The organism is Marinovum sp., from assembly GCF_034669705.1.
GTDB lineage: Bacteria > Pseudomonadota > Alphaproteobacteria > Rhodobacterales > Rhodobacteraceae > Marinovum.
On sequence record NZ_JAXMOR010000005.1, the window covers coordinates 152,550 to 166,090 of the forward strand.

Consider the following 13,541-nt stretch of genomic DNA (forward strand, 5'->3'; position numbering starts at 1 on the left):
CTGGAGAGCGTCCGTCGGGTGACCGCCCAGACAAGGCATTCGGCGCGGTGCAACATAGAAGGCGTCCGCCGGATATCGCGGGCGTAAATTGAACTGGACGACTGGAAAATTAATGGCCCAAGACTATGAAATCGCCTCATTCACTCTTTATGCCAAACCCGGCGGCGGCATTATCAACAGCAACAACTTGCCCGACGGTACATTGATCGGCGGCGACGACACCGACGACGACAGTTGGGACGTGGGCGACGCCTATACGAACGGATCTGGATACAGCTTCGTCGGTCACTATACCGAAGGTGGACATCTCTTCCTCGTCTTCGAAAGCCCTTCGTTTTATTCCATCGTCTCCCCCACCGCGGCCTCCGGCGACCCGGCCTATCCCAGCAATTACGTCAGTGATCCCGCCCCGGTGTCGGCGAGTTCGCAAGCCACCTGCTTTGCCGAAGGCACCCGGATCGCAACCGCCGACGGCGACCGCGCCGTCGAGGCGCTGGAGATCGGCGACCTCGTGCTGACCGCCACCGGTGCCACCGTCCCGGTGCGCTGGATCGGTCGACAGACCCTGCACCGCGCCGTCATGGGCGCGCGCTTTCAGCCGGTCCGCATTCGCGCCGGGGCGCTTGGCGATTGCCTGCCCCATGCCGACCTGACCGTCACCGCCGATCATGGCATGGTGATCGATGGGCTGGTGATCAACGCCGCGGCGCTGGTCAACGGCACCACCATCGACTGGGTGCCGATGGCCGAATTGCCAGACAGCTTCACCGTCTACCACATTGAGACCGAAGCGCATGACGTGATCCTTGCCGAGGGCGCCCCGGCAGAGACCTTCATCGACTACATTGGCCGTCAGGCGTTCGACAATGCCGCCGAATACCTCGCGCTCTACGGTGCCGAGCGGATCATCCCCGAAATGCCGCAGCCCCGGATTTCCTCGGCACGCCTGCTGCCAGGCGCGCTGCGTCAGCGCCTAAACCTCGCGGACCCGGCGGCAGACCTCGCACTGGCCGGCTGACGCCGTCACTGGCCTCGCGCAGCGCCGGCCGGCCCGCCCGCCGCCCGGCGCTGCGCGACCGGTCGAAAGCGGCCCTGAGGGCGAAGAAGACGGCCCCCACCACACTAGCGAATTCTGGCCGATGACGCGGCCCGGAGCCCCTGCTTCCGGGCCGTTTTGCCGTTTGCCGGTCGCGGCCCGGAAGCCGGATCCTGATCCTGTCAGGCTTGAGTTTTGATTTCAGATGAGACGACACTAGGACTTTGGTCGCATTTACGGGATCAGCATCATGCCTTTTGAAACAAATTCGCAAGCTACCTACAACTTTGACGGAACAACGTTAACGCAGTCGTCAGGGACCATTGTCGGCCCCGTCACCATGACCCACACGGAACTCTCCGGCGGCACGGTGCCGGATACCTTCGAGGCCGGGGAAGCCTACGACTCGCAGGCCACGGGTCTGGATTGGCAAACAGAATGGGTCGGCAGCTTCACGTTCAATGGCGAGGTCTTCCAGGTTTTCGAGATCACCCATTTCAACGGCAATCCGAACAACACCACGACGACCCACCTTTTCGCGCATCCGCTGCCGCCCGACCACTTTGGCGCGACGCAGCAATCCCAGATAGACAATTACCCGGACAACGTTCCGCTTGCATCGATCAACACCGCCAATTCGGCCCATTGCTTTGCGCCCGGCACGCGCATCACCACGCCGCTTGGTGCAATCGCGGTCGAGGATCTGCGCATCGGTGATACCATCGCGACGGCAGCGGGCCGGTCGGTGGCGGTCCGCTGGATCGGTCGCCAGACCCTCGCCAGGGTGAGCTCTGGTCGCCGGATGCAGCCGGTCCGCATCGCCGCCGGAGCGCTTGGTCAGGGACTGCCCTGCGCGGATCTGACCGTCACCGGCGACCATGGCCTGGTGATCGACGGGCTGGTGATCAATGCCTCTGCGCTGGTCAACGGGCATTCCATCGATTGGGTCCCGTTGCGCGACCTGCCCGACCAGATCACCTTTTACCACGTCGAGACCGAGGCGCACGACGTCATCCTCGCCAATGGCACCCCGGCCGAGACCTTCATCGACTATCTCGGGCGGCGGGCCTTCGACAATTTCGCCGAGTATCTTGGCCTCTTCGGGGCCGAGCGGATCATTCCCGAGATGGCCGCGCCGAGGATCAGTGCCGCCCGGCTGCTGCCGAAGGCGATCCGCGCGCGGCTGGGTGTTCTGGCCGACGGCGAGATGGCGCTGACCGCCTGACGCCTCACGGCCGGCCCGCGCCGGCGACCCATCTGGTCCGGGGTCTGTGCCCGGAAAGACCCGCCGCAGACCCGTGCGGGACGCCGCGGTCACGGCCCGGTTTTGACGTGTTTCCGCGTTGTCTTGTTTCCGAGTTGTCTTGTTTCCGCGTTGTCTCGTTGCCGCGTCGTCTTGACAGCTTGCCTGTCATCGCGCCGTTTCTCGACCTCTCAAACAAGTCCTTTCCCAGCTCGGAGACCAGCCCATGCCAGTGACAGACCATGTTCTGAGGGGAGGTATCGCGTTCAACGAACTGCATGCCCACCCGACGACCGATCACAACAACTTCAACGACGGCACCAACGGATTCCAGGATATGTTTGTGGAATTCACCAACGTCTCGGGCGCGGCGATCGATATCGGCGGCCTCGAGCTTTGGGGGTTCGATGGCGTGAATTTCGCGCTTCTCCATACGTTTCCGCCGGGAACTTCGCTTGGCCCGGGCGAGCACTTCACCCTTGTCGACAGTGAACGCGCCACCGGAACGTCGCCGAACAACATCGGCGGCGGACAGTCGGATTTCTCAGACCATCAACTCTGGTGGAACGACCCAGGGAACCTCTATCTGCACGATCCCGGCGCCAACCAGCATATCGTGTTGACCGGTCCCGCCACGAACTTCGATGCTGCCGACGACGCCGACTTTCTGGCCGAGAACCCGGGATCAACCGAAATCGGCCGCGACCAGACCCCGGCCAATCCCGGACCGAGCGATCAATCCTTCCAGCGCACGCCCGACGGCGAGGAGGGAGATTTTGACTCTGCCACAGCCACGCCGGGCACGGAAAACCAATGCTTTACCGCCGGAACCGCGATTGCCACGCCGGCGGGCCAGGTCGCGGTAGAGTGTCTTGTCATCGGCGACATGGTCACCACCGCAGGCGGAGGCGCGGCCGCGGTCAGATGGGTCGGCCGCCAGACTGCGCGAAAGAAGACCTCCGGCCTGTTCCTGCAACCGGTCCGGGTCCGTGCCGGGGCCTTGGGCGGTGGCCTGCCGCGCTCCGATCTGACCCTCACCGGCGATCATGGGCTGGTGATTGACGGTCTGGTCATCAATGCCTCGGCGCTGGTCAACGGCCACACGATCGCCTGGGTGCCCCTGGCCGAACTGCCCGACGAGGTGACCTATTACCACCTCGAGACCGAGGCGCACGACGTCATCCTCGCCGAGGGCGCGCCGGCCGAGACCTTCATCGACTACATTGGCCGGCAGTCCTTCGACAATCACGCCGAGTACCTCGCGCTCTACGGCGCCGAAAGGATCATCCGCGAAATGCCCATGCCGCGGATCTCCGCGCCAAGGCTCGTGCCGGCGGCGATCAAGGCGCGGTTGGGGATCGTCCATGCCGAGCAGGCTGTGACGCCGCTGGCGGGCTGAGGCGTCCGGCGCGGACTACCGCAGATGCGCCGAAAGGGTCATCTGCTTGTCCCATTCGGTATCGAGCCAGGTGTCGATGGCGGTGCGCGCCTCCTGCGGGGTGCCGCCACCCGCAAGGGTCTCTTGCAGGATCCGGCATTGTCGGAACAAGGCGCTCAGCCCGGTGCCCAGCCGGGGCGGCCACTGCGAGCGCGCGTCGCCCAGAGCGATCCAGTTCGGCATCTCCGCCTCCGGCACCCGCAACCGGCGGTAATTCGGCGCGATGGTCGCGGTCCTGCGCACCAGCCGGGCGCCCTTGGGGATGAGCGCGGCCACCTGCGGATGGACGGCCCGCGCGACATCGTCGAGCGTTGCGATGCGGGGCGCGCCCCGCCCCAGCGCCGCGGTGATGCGCATCCGCCGACCGTCGAAATCGCCATAGAGCGCCCGCGTCGGCCCCTCGACCGCAGGGCCGGACCAATGCAGCAGCGGCTGCGGTGCCGGCAGGGCCAGTTCGTAGGTCTGATAGAGCCGCACCGGGCCATCATCCTCGAGCCGTGCCGCCGGCGCGAAGGGCGCCAGCATGGCCCGCGTCGCCCGATGCGCGCCGGTGGCGTCGATGACCAGGTCAAACACCCCTGCCCCGGCAGCGCTCCGAGCGCTCAGCCGCGTGCCGCAGCGCCCGGTGAGCGTGACATCGCGCCAGGCCTCTAGGGGACGCCGGGCCAGGCAGACCGCCAGCGCGCTGTCGATCGCGGCGCGGGAAATGTGCGGTTCGGTGTACTCGGTGCAGCCATCGCCGGTCAGTTGGCGCCAGAGACAGTCCGGGGCAATCCGCGCCGTGATCTCCTGCGCCAATCCGGCGTCGATTGCCGCGGCACTGGGCAGCACCGTTCTGGCCACGACATGGGTGTGGCGGGTGGTCGGCGGCGGTCCCAGCCCCGGTCGCGGCAAGGCCCGGACCACCCGCAGGCCAAGGCCCGCAAGCGCGATGGCCGCCAGTCGCGCCGCCGGCCCGTCACCAAAGATCAAAACGTCCAATGCGCGCTCCATCGGGTCTGCCGGCGGCCAGCGCCGCACCGCACGGTCACGCCACCGCCGCCTCGGCGTGGCAGCACCGGCCAAGTATCCCCACGCCTGCGCCCTGCCGCAAGCCGGAACCTGGGCGTTTAAACCAAAACTTGTCTGGTTGACAAAGCCGCGCTAGCCTAACGGTCCGATCCCCGTGCCATCGGGACTATTTTCACCGGTTCATGGCGTTACGGGACCCTATTTTGACAGACTACATAACTTCCGAGGGATATTCACATGGCTCAAGAAAGTTTCAGCGTTTACTATGAAGTTCAAGGTATGGGCGCCGGTGCCACGCATGGTCCGGCCCAGTCCAATCCCACCACACTTGTAGAGCTTGCCAGCGACGGAGACGGCGTCAACGGCAACACCGATCCTAACCAGGACATCGACTGGTCCTCCTCGGGCTTCACCGGACCGTTCGTCTACATCGGTCTGTCCGGGAACGGCGATCCGATTATCGAGGACCAAAATAGCTTCGCGCGCTTCGTCGTGTCGAACAACAACGGTCTGGAGGGGTCGAACGTCAATCCCGATACCTCGGCGTCTTACAGCTATTGTTTTGCCGCCGGCACGCTGATCGCCACCCCAGACGGCGACCGCGCCGTCGAAACCCTATGCATTGGCCAGGACATCCTGACCGCAAGCGGCAAGACCGTCGCCGTCAAATGGTTGGGCCGACAGACCATCCGCAAATTCCTCAACGGTGCGCGCATCCAGCCGGTGCGCATTCGCAAGGGCGCCTTGGGTGACGGGCTGCCAAAACGGCCCCTTGTGGTGACCGGCGATCATGGGCTGGTGATCGACGGGCTGGTGATCAATGCCGCCGCGTTGGTGAATGGTACGACGATCAACTGGGTGCCGCTGGCCGAACTCGGCGACAGCGTCACCTATTATCATGTCGAGACCGAGAACCACGACGTGATCCTTGCCGAGGGCGCCCCGGCCGAGACCTTCATCGACTACCTCGACCGCCGTGCTTTCGACAATTACAGCGAGTACCTGGAGCTTTACGGCGCAGAGCAGGTCATCCGCGAAATGCCCATGCCGCGGATCAGCGCCGCGCGGATGGTGCCGTCGTCCCTCAGGGCCCGGCTTGGCCTGTCGATGGGAGACGAGGCACAGCCCCGCAAGAGGACCGGCTGAAAGGCTTTCCCCCGGCGGCGCGCCCTGCGCCGCCGCTTGCCGACCCGGACCGCATGCGGCGCGCGTGTTTCCGAGGCATCCCGTGCCTGATGTGCCACCTGTTCCCGCAGCCCCGCCGAATATGTGCGCAGCGCCCCGCCCATCGCGCATTCGTGAGGCGACAGCCGGGCTATTCCCCGTTTATCTGCCGGCAGCCCACATAGAATTGGGCGCAAGAGGCAGAATGGATTCCTAGAGATGAGAATGATTTTGGTTACAGTTCAGGCGGCGATCCTGTTGGTGCTCGCCGTGATCGGGGCGCAGGGCAGTGACAGCCAGCGCGCCTCCTGCCCGGTCAGTCAGCCCGGCACCTACTGCGAGCGCTGAGCCTTCAGCCGCGCCTCGACATCCCTGAGCTGGGCGCGGACCTGCCGCGCCCGCCACAGGCTGGCCCAGATGATCAGCGCCAGCAGCAACAGGCTGACCCCATAGGCCGAGAGCACCGCGCCGGCGTATTTGCCAAGCTCAGGGATCATTGCATCCGCTCCCGTGCCAGCAGGGCGCGCATCCTGCGCGCGCGGATCTCGGTCTGGGTGCGGATCAGCACCAAGAGCACGAACAAGAGCACAAAGCCCGCCATTGCCACCAGCGCCGGGTACCAGAAGACATCCGCCACGTTCTCCTCGGCATCGAGCGACAGCGAGGCGCCCTGGTGCAACCCCTGGTTCCAGAAGTTCACCGCGTAGCGCGACAGCACCGCAAAGACCGAACCGACGAGGCAGAGCACCGCGGTCAGGTCGGCGGCAGTGTCGTCATTCTCGATCGCGCTCCACAGCGCGATATAGCCGAGGTAGAACAGCAACAGGATCAGGAACGACGTCAGCCGCGGATCCCAGGCCCACCAGGTGCCCCACATCGGCTGGCCCCAGATTGCTCCGGTGACCAGCGCGATCAGCGTCATCACCAGTCCCACCGGCGCCGCGGCGCGGGCGGCCAGCGCGCTCACATGGTGGCGGCGGATGATCCAGATCAGCGAGGCCACCAGCATCATGAACCAGGCGTTGATCGCCATCAGCGCCGCCGGAACATGCAGGTAGAATATCTTGACGGTCGAGCCCTGGCGGTAGTCGTCCGGCGTGAAGAAGAACCCCCAGATCAACCCGGTGGCCAGACAGCCCAGCGACAGCACCCAAAGCGCCGGGATCACCCGGTCGCTGGTGTCGATGAACTTCTTCGGGTTCGCATATTCCCAGATCGAGGTCATGACAGATACCTATTCGTGAATGTGTGGCGATGCCAGCGGCATTTTCGTCGCGGTCCGGCGCGCCTTTGACCGGCGGAGTTCACGGTGTCCTGTTGCAGGGCGGGTCGGCACCCCACGGCCTGTTGCGCCATGCCAGCGCCCCCTGCCCGCCATCGGGTGGGATTGCACCCCCCCGCCCCTCGCGTCCCGCCGTAGGGTGGGATTGCAACACCCCGCCCCTCGCGCCCCGCCGTAGGGTGGGTTTGCAACCCACCGCCCCCATCACCGCAGGTTCACCCTGAGCACCGCCGCACTGGCAAAGGGCAGCAGCGCGATCACCGCCAGCGACACCCCTGCCAGCATCATCAGCGGGGTCTCCACCGCCATGCCTTCTGCCCCGCGCCGCGCCACCTCGGCGCCAAAGATAAGCGTCGGCACGTAGAGCGGCAGCACCAGGAGCGACAACAGCAGCCCGCCGCGCTTCAGCCCCACGGTCAGCGCCGCGCCGAAGGTGCCGATCACCGAGAGCGCCGGCGTGCCGAGCAAGAGCGACAGCGTGAGCCAGAAAAAGCCCGGCCCCGCCAGGTTCAGCAGCACGCCGAACACCGGCGCGGCAAGCACCAGCGGCAGCCCGGTGGTCAGCCAATGCGCCAGTGCCTTGACCGAGACGATGCCTTCCATCGGCAGCGGCGCGGTGGCCAGCAGGTCGAGCGAGCCATCCTCCCAGTCGAGTGCCAGAATGCGGTCAAGCGACAGCAGGCAGGCCAGAAGCGCGCCCAGCCAGAGCACCCCGGGCGCGATCCGGCCCAGCAGGTCCGACTGCGGGCCGACCGCGAAGGGCACCAGGGTGACGACGATCAGGAAAAATGCCAGCCCAAGGCCGAAACCGCCCCCGGCCCGCACCGCCAGCGCCAGGTCGCGTTTCAGCAGCGCGATCACAGGAAGACCTCGTCGAACTCATCCGTCGTGCGCGGCTTGGCACGAAACCGGCTGACATCAAGCTCAGCGCCATCGAGGCCAAGCTCGATATGGGTGGCGATCAGCGCCGCGCCACCGCCTGACAGATGCGCCCGCACGGCCGCCGCAAACATCGCCACCGCCGCGCGATCGAGCGAGACCGTGGGTTCGTCCAGCACCCAGATCGGCCGCCCGGTCACCATCAGCCGCGCCAGTCCCAACCGGCGTTTCTGCCCGGCTGAGAGCTGGCCGGCGGCTCGGCTGGCCAGCGGCTCCAGCTCATAGGCGGCGAGCGCCGGGGCAATATCGGTCCGGCCAAAGACCTGCGCCCAGAAGGTGAGGTTTTCCGCCACTGTCAGGGTCGATTTCAGCCCGTCGGCATGGGCAGCATAGGCCACGCGGTCCTCCGCCCCGGTCAGCCGGCCTTTCAGCGGTGGCTGCAGCCCGGCGACCGTGCGCAACAGCGTGGTCTTGCCGATGCCGTTGGGCCCGCGCAGCACCAGTGCGCGCTCAGGTGGCAAGGCAAAGCTCACCGCCTCGAGCACCGGAATGCCCCCCCGGGTGACCGTCAGGGTGTCGGCCTGCAGGATCATGACGTGCGGCCTGCCGCAACGACCGGCCGACGGCACGCACCGCGGCGGCACCCGGCTCTGTGCGCCGGCGTCACTCTGCCGCTGCCACCAGCAAGGCCGCCAGTGCCACCCGGCGCCCTTCCGAGAGCAGCACGTTGTAGGTGCGGCAGGCGGCGGGCGAGGCCATGGTCTCGACCCCGAGACCGGCGGCTTCGAGGCTCTGGCGCAGCGCGGCGGGAATATGCGCGATCTCGGCGCCGGTGCCGATGAAAAGCACGTCGATCTCTCCGGCCAGCGCCAAAAGCGGCGCGGTGTCGTCAAGACCGTCCCAGAGGCGGGTGCCCGAAGGTGCGGTGATCACATGGCCGCGATGGACCTTGCCGCCGATGCGGAAGAAGCCGGGGCCATAGCCGTCGACGGGCTCGGCGTCGGTGAAGGAGATCTCGTTCAGTCGCATGGGGAAGAGATAGCGGAGCCGCGGGGAGAAGAAAAGACGAGCCGTGCGTTGTGGGGCGGTGGTGTCGAGCCGCGCATCGTCGGGCCGTAGGGCGGCGATCCAACGGTCATGCTGCGCGATTAATGGTAACCAAATCCGTAGAACCTCTGAACGCCGCGAGTTCGGCTGCCAAATCGCCGTGCCAGGGGACGGCGTCATGCCAAAGGCATGCCTTTGGCATGACGATGCGCGGCGGGCTTGCAGCCCGCTGTTAACGCGCAGGGAGGTATATGGCGGTCGTTTCGGCTTGGGGCTGATAGCGCATCACCCCCTCCTCAGCCGCGCATCGATTGGCCGTGGTGTGGCGAACAAACGGTCTTGTTGAGCAATTTACGCAGCCAAGCTCGAACAACCTTTGATCGAGGCGTCAGAGGCAGCCAAATCGACGTGCCGAGGGAGGCCTCATGCCAACGGCTTGCCTTTGGCATGACGCTGCGCCTCGAGCCCTCAGCCCGCGGTCAACGCGCGGGGAGATCAAAGCTGCTGTTCCAAAGTCCGACCCGTAGACCCCGCCAACAGTCCGACGCCACCGCCGCACCCCCGCCACTGCCACTTTCCCCGCAGGTCCCGCCCGCCTTCGCCTTGCAAACCGCCCCTGCCGCGCATAGGTTCCGGCAAAATTCGGCGGGGGTCCCCCCGCGGCCCCTCATCTTGAAAGGACGCCTCCATGGAAGGCAACGCGATCGCGCAATTCATCCCGCTGATCCTGATCTTTGCGATCATGTATTTCCTGCTCATCCGCCCGCAGCAGAAAAAGATGAAACAGCACCAGAACATGGTCAGCGCCCTGCGCCGTGGCGACCAGGTGGTCACCCAGGGCGGGCTGATCGGCAAGGTGACCAAGGTCAAGGAAGACGGCAACGAGATCGAGGTCGAAATCGCCGAGGGCGTCAAGGTCCGGGTGGTGCAGAACACCATCGCCCAGGTTCTCAACAAGACCGAGCCTGCCAAGTCCTGACCTCTGAAAGGGGAGCGGCGCATGCTGCAGATCGATCTTTGGAAACGGGTGCTCATCTGGGCGCTCTGTGCGGCGGGGCTTGTCATTGCCCTGCCGAATGCGTTTTACAGCCGGGTCGAAGGCGTCAATGACGCCCGCGCCGCCATCGAGGTGCAAGGCGCCACCGCCGAGCTGAGCGATCAGGCCGCGGGCTGGCCGTCCTTCCTGCCGGCCGCGTTGGTCAACCTCGGGCTCGACCTGCGCGGCGGTGCGCATCTCCTGGCCGAGGTCAGGGTCGAGGAGGTCTATGAGAGCCGCATCACCGCGCTCTGGCCCGAGGTCCGCGACACCCTGCGGCCGCTGCGCGACGAGGTCGGCACCATCCGCCGGCAGAACGCCCCGGCCGACGAGCTGCACGTCAAGCTCGGCAATCCTGAGGGCATGCAGGCCGCCCTGACCGCGATCCGCGCCCTGGCGCAGCCGGTGGTGTCGCTGACCTCGGCCGGCGAACAGGACCTCGCGGTCCGCGGCGAGGAGGACGTGCTGATCGTCACCCTGTCGGAAGCCGAACGCCTCGCCACCGACGAGCGCACGGTGCAGCAGTCGCTCGAGATCATCCGCCGCCGGATCGACGAGGTCGGCACCCGCGAACCCACCATCCAGCGCCAAGGCAGCGACCGCATCCTGATCCAGGTGCCCGGGCTCGGCTCGGCGCAGGAACTCAAGGACATCATCGGCACCACCGCCCAGCTGACCTTTCAGCCGGTGGTGGGCCGCACCTCCGACGGCACCGCCAACCCCGGCATCGGCGAGGAAATCCTGCCCTCGCTGGACGAGGACGGCGTGTTCTACGTGCTCGAGGAAAACCCGGTGGTGACCGGCGAAGAGCTGACCGACGCGCAGCCCGCCTTCGATCAGAACGGCCGCCCGGCGGTCAACTTCCGGTTCAATCCCTCCGGCGCGCGCAAGTTCGGCGATTACACCGCCGAGAACATCGGCAACCCCTTCGCCATCGTGCTCGATGACGAGGTGATCAGCGCACCGGTGATCCAGAGCCACATTCCCGGCGGCTCGGGCATCATCACCGGCAATTTCTCGGTCGAGGAATCGACCAACCTTGCGGTGCTGCTGCGTGCGGGCGCCCTGCCCGCCGGTCTCGACTTCCTTGAAGAGCGGACCATCGGCCCCGAGCTTGGCGCCGACAGCATCGAGGCCGGCAAGATCGCCACCATGGTGGCCTTTGCCGCGGTGCTGGTCTTCATGGTGCTCAGCTACGGTCTCTTCGGCCTTTTCGCCAATATCGCGCTGATCCTGAACATCGGCCTGCTGTTCGGCGTGCTCAGCCTGATCGGCGCGACGCTGACCCTGCCGGGCATCGCCGGTATCGTGCTGACGGTGGGCATGGCGGTCGATGCCAACGTCCTGGTGTTCGAGCGGATCCGCGAAGAGCTCAAGACCGCGCGCGGCCCGGCCCGCGCCATCGAGCTTGGCTATGAAAAGGCGCTGAGCGCCATCGTCGACGCCAATATCACCACCTTCATCACCGCCGTGATCCTCTTCGTCATGGGCTCCGGCCCGGTGCGGGGCTTCTCCATCACGCTGGGTCTGGGCATTCTCACCTCGGTGTTCACCGCGATCTTCGTGACGCGGCTGATCATCGTGACGTGGTTCGAACGCCGCCGCCCCAAAACCATCGAGGTATAGGCCCATGCGTCTGAAACTTGTCCCGCAGGAGACTTCCTGGGATTTCTTCTCCCGCCCCAAGCTCTGGCTGGGGATCTCGATGGTCCTGATCGTCCTCGCCTTCGTCTCTTTCGGGCTGCGTGGGCTGAACTACGGCATCGACTTCCGCGGCGGCACCACGATCCGCACCGAGAGCAGCCAGGACCTCGACATCGGCCTCTACCGCGACGCGCTGGCGGCGCTCGAGCTGGGCGACATCTCGATCTCGGAAGTCTTCGACCCGAGCTTTGACGACGACCAGCATGTCGCCATGGTCCGCATCCAGGCCCAGGACGGCGAGGAAAGCGTCTCGGCCGGGGTGATCGCGGCGGTCGAGGCGGCACTGCAGGGCGTGGCGCCGGACATCCGCTTCATCTCGGTGGAATCGGTCGGTCCCAAGGTCTCTGGAGAGCTGATCCAGACCGCGGCAATCGCCGTGGTACTCGCCATCGCGGCGGTGCTGGTCTACATCTGGCTGCGCTTCGAGTGGCAGTTTGCCCTCGGCGCGGTGGTGGCGCTGGTGCATGACGTGATCCTGACCATCGGTGTCTTCTCGGAGCTGCAGATCAGGTTCGACCTCGCGATCATCGCCGCCCTCTTGACCATCGTCGGCTATTCTCTGAACGACACGGTTGTGGTGTTTGACCGGGTGCGCGAGAACCTGATGAAGTTCAAGAAACGGCCTCTTCGCGAGGTGCTCAACCTGTCGATCAACGAGACCCTCAGCCGGACCTTCATGACCTCGCTGACCACGCTTCTGGCGCTGATCGCGCTTTTCGTGCTGGGCGGCGACGTGATCCGGGGCTTCGTCTTCGCGATGATCTGGGGCGTCGTGGTCGGCACCTACTCGTCGATCTTCGTGGCCTCGACCGTGCTGCTGATGCTGGGCGTCAAGCGCGACTGGACCAAGACCAAGGACACCGGCAACCAGTTCGGCGACGTGGATGCCTGACTGGCTCGTCCCGGTGCTGGCGGTGCCGGGACTGGGCTGGATGGTCTTTACCATTGCCATGGCGGGCGTCGTGCGCGGCTTTACCGGCTTTGGCACTGCCCTGATCTTCGTGCCGGTGGCCGGCCAGTTCCTGCCGCCGGCCGATGTCATCCTGCTCATCACCCTCACCGGCGTCGGCACCACCGTGGCGCTGCTGCCGCGCGCCTGGAAAGATGCCGACAAGGCCGAGGTCGGGCTGATGGCGCTCTGCGGCGTGCTCACCGTGCCGCTGGGTGTGCAGGCGATGCACGCCTTGCCAGAGACCACGGTGCGCTGGGTGGTGACGGCGGTGGCCGGCGGCACGCTGATCGCGCTGATCACCGGCTGGCGCTATCGCGGCACCATGGGCCGCGGCGGGCTGATCTCGATCGGCCTCGCGGCCGGGCTGGTCGGCGGCATGACCGGTCTGACCGGGCCGGTGGTGATCCTGTTCTACCTCGTCGGGCTCAAGGCGGCGCGGGTGGTGCGGGCCAATACCATCCTCTACCTCGCGCTGCTCGACGTGGTGGTGCTGGCCAACCTGGTCCTTGCCGGCCTGTCGAACCCGGCGATGGTTCTGGTGGCGCTGGTGCTGGCGGTGCCCTACGTCGGAACGGCGCTGATTGGCCAGCGGATGTTCGATCCGAGCTATGAGCGCAGCTACCGCTGGATGGCCTATGGGGTGATCGCGCTGGCGGTGGTCTCTGGCGCACCGCTCTTCGACTGATCCCGCCCCTACCGCTTTGCGCTCAGGTGTTGCATAACCTCGGCGCGACTCACACCAATCAGAG

The 13,541-nt window shown here is 66.1% G+C and carries 15 protein-coding genes; 9 read left to right on the forward strand and 6 right to left on the reverse strand.

From position 1 onward, the window contains the following. Positions 1 to 112: 112 nt before the first annotated feature. The 3 genes from VOI27_RS05600 to VOI27_RS05610 all read left to right on the forward strand — a co-directional run bounded on the left by VOI27_RS05600 (position 113) and on the right by VOI27_RS05610 (position 3,678). Positions 113 to 1,018, forward strand: coding sequence for a Hint domain-containing protein (locus tag VOI27_RS05600; RefSeq protein ID WP_323764321.1), 906 nt, complete (start codon positions 113 to 115; stop codon positions 1,016 to 1,018). 358 nt (positions 1,019 to 1,376) lie between these two features. Next, the gene (locus VOI27_RS05605) at positions 1,377 to 2,261 is read left to right on the forward strand and encodes a Hint domain-containing protein (RefSeq protein WP_323764322.1); all 885 of its coding nucleotides are present in this window, start codon (positions 1,377 to 1,379) and stop codon (positions 2,259 to 2,261) included. A 244-nt stretch (positions 2,262 to 2,505) separates the two neighbouring features. Then, on the forward strand, positions 2,506 to 3,678 hold the full coding sequence (locus tag VOI27_RS05610) for a Hint domain-containing protein (RefSeq protein ID WP_323764323.1): 1,173 nt from the start codon (positions 2,506 to 2,508) through the stop codon (positions 3,676 to 3,678). Between the two features lie 15 nt (positions 3,679 to 3,693). Here the strand turns inward: VOI27_RS05610 and VOI27_RS05615 are convergent, their stop codons facing one another. Further along, positions 3,694 to 4,698: a hypothetical protein gene (locus VOI27_RS05615; protein WP_323764324.1), complete on the reverse strand. Its 1,005-nt coding sequence runs from the start codon at positions 4,696 to 4,698 to the stop codon at positions 3,694 to 3,696. Positions 4,699 to 4,965: 267 nt separating this feature from the next. Between VOI27_RS05615 and VOI27_RS05620 the strand changes: the two genes are divergently transcribed. Both VOI27_RS05620 and VOI27_RS05625 read left to right on the forward strand, forming a co-directional pair. Further along, positions 4,966 to 5,874: a Hint domain-containing protein gene (locus tag VOI27_RS05620; RefSeq protein ID WP_323764325.1), complete on the forward strand. Its 909-nt coding sequence runs from the start codon at positions 4,966 to 4,968 to the stop codon at positions 5,872 to 5,874. Between the two features lie 243 nt (positions 5,875 to 6,117). Beyond that, a complete protein-coding gene (locus VOI27_RS05625; protein ID WP_323764326.1) occupies positions 6,118 to 6,240 on the forward strand; it encodes a hypothetical protein in 123 nt (40 codons plus the stop codon). Here the strand turns inward: VOI27_RS05625 and ccmD are convergent. From ccmD to VOI27_RS05650, 5 genes are all read right to left on the reverse strand, one after another. Beyond that, positions 6,225 to 6,389, reverse strand: a complete 165-nt coding sequence (gene ccmD / locus VOI27_RS05630) for a heme exporter protein CcmD (RefSeq protein ID WP_323764327.1) — start codon at positions 6,387 to 6,389, stop codon at positions 6,225 to 6,227. The genes VOI27_RS05625 and ccmD overlap by 16 nt on opposite strands. Beyond that, the gene (locus VOI27_RS05635) at positions 6,386 to 7,117 is read right to left on the reverse strand and encodes a heme ABC transporter permease (protein ID WP_323764328.1); all 732 of its coding nucleotides are present in this window, start codon (positions 7,115 to 7,117) and stop codon (positions 6,386 to 6,388) included. Before VOI27_RS05635 ends, ccmD begins: the two co-directional genes overlap by 4 nt. A gap of 261 nt (positions 7,118 to 7,378) precedes the next feature. Next, positions 7,379 to 8,035 carry a heme exporter protein CcmB gene (gene ccmB / locus VOI27_RS05640; protein ID WP_323764329.1) on the reverse strand — a complete coding sequence of 219 codons (657 nt, stop codon included), beginning with the start codon at positions 8,033 to 8,035 and terminating at the stop codon, positions 7,379 to 7,381. Continuing rightward, complete coding sequence (gene ccmA / locus VOI27_RS05645) at positions 8,032 to 8,646, reverse strand: heme ABC exporter ATP-binding protein CcmA (RefSeq protein ID WP_323764330.1); 615 nt, start codon at positions 8,644 to 8,646, stop codon at positions 8,032 to 8,034. The genes ccmB and ccmA overlap by 4 nt, the downstream gene beginning before the upstream one ends. Positions 8,647 to 8,716: 70 nt before the next feature. Beyond that, entirely contained in the window at positions 8,717 to 9,082 is a 366-nt protein-coding gene (locus VOI27_RS05650) for an Mth938-like domain-containing protein (protein WP_323764331.1), read from the reverse strand. Positions 9,083 to 9,788: 706 nt separating this feature from the next. On the opposite strand from VOI27_RS05650, the gene yajC reads away from it, so the two are divergent. The 4 genes from yajC to VOI27_RS05670 are packed head-to-tail and all read left to right on the forward strand — an operon-like array spanning position 9,789 to position 13,477. Beyond that, positions 9,789 to 10,079, forward strand: a complete 291-nt coding sequence (yajC, locus tag VOI27_RS05655) for a preprotein translocase subunit YajC (RefSeq protein WP_323764332.1) — start codon at positions 9,789 to 9,791, stop codon at positions 10,077 to 10,079. Positions 10,080 to 10,100: 21 nt separating this feature from the next. Continuing rightward, entirely contained in the window at positions 10,101 to 11,762 is a 1,662-nt protein-coding gene (secD, locus tag VOI27_RS05660) for a protein translocase subunit SecD (RefSeq protein WP_323764333.1), read from the forward strand. Positions 11,763 to 11,766: 4 nt separating this feature from the next. Next, positions 11,767 to 12,732 carry a protein translocase subunit SecF gene (gene secF / locus VOI27_RS05665; protein WP_323764334.1) on the forward strand — a complete coding sequence of 322 codons (966 nt, stop codon included), beginning with the start codon at positions 11,767 to 11,769 and terminating at the stop codon, positions 12,730 to 12,732. Next, positions 12,725 to 13,477: a sulfite exporter TauE/SafE family protein gene (locus VOI27_RS05670; RefSeq protein ID WP_323764335.1), complete on the forward strand. Its 753-nt coding sequence runs from the start codon at positions 12,725 to 12,727 to the stop codon at positions 13,475 to 13,477. Before secF ends, VOI27_RS05670 begins: the two co-directional genes overlap by 8 nt. The last annotated feature ends 64 nt before the right edge of the window (positions 13,478 to 13,541 follow it).

Coding starts and splice junctions, on each gene's coding strand:
- VOI27_RS05600 (WP_323764321.1), top strand. CDS start 113: ATGGCCCAAGACTATGAAATCGCCTCATTCACTCTTTATGCCAAACCC.
- VOI27_RS05605 (WP_323764322.1), top strand. CDS start 1,377: ATGACCCACACGGAACTCTCCGGCGGCACGGTGCCGGATACCTTCGAG.
- VOI27_RS05610 (WP_323764323.1), top strand. CDS start 2,506: ATGCCAGTGACAGACCATGTTCTGAGGGGAGGTATCGCGTTCAACGAA.
- VOI27_RS05620 (WP_323764325.1), top strand. CDS start 4,966: ATGGCTCAAGAAAGTTTCAGCGTTTACTATGAAGTTCAAGGTATGGGC.
- VOI27_RS05625 (WP_323764326.1), top strand. CDS start 6,118: ATGATTTTGGTTACAGTTCAGGCGGCGATCCTGTTGGTGCTCGCCGTG.
- ccmD (WP_323764327.1), bottom strand. CDS start 6,389: ATGATCCCTGAGCTTGGCAAATACGCCGGCGCGGTGCTCTCGGCCTAT.
- VOI27_RS05635 (WP_323764328.1), bottom strand. CDS start 7,117: ATGACCTCGATCTGGGAATATGCGAACCCGAAGAAGTTCATCGACACC.
- ccmA (WP_323764330.1), bottom strand. CDS start 8,646: ATGATCCTGCAGGCCGACACCCTGACGGTCACCCGGGGGGGCATTCCG.
- VOI27_RS05650 (WP_323764331.1), bottom strand. CDS start 9,082: ATGCGACTGAACGAGATCTCCTTCACCGACGCCGAGCCCGTCGACGGC.
- yajC (WP_323764332.1), top strand. CDS start 9,789: ATGGAAGGCAACGCGATCGCGCAATTCATCCCGCTGATCCTGATCTTT.
- secD (WP_323764333.1), top strand. CDS start 10,101: ATGCTGCAGATCGATCTTTGGAAACGGGTGCTCATCTGGGCGCTCTGT.
- secF (WP_323764334.1), top strand. CDS start 11,767: ATGCGTCTGAAACTTGTCCCGCAGGAGACTTCCTGGGATTTCTTCTCC.
- VOI27_RS05670 (WP_323764335.1), top strand. CDS start 12,725: ATGCCTGACTGGCTCGTCCCGGTGCTGGCGGTGCCGGGACTGGGCTGG.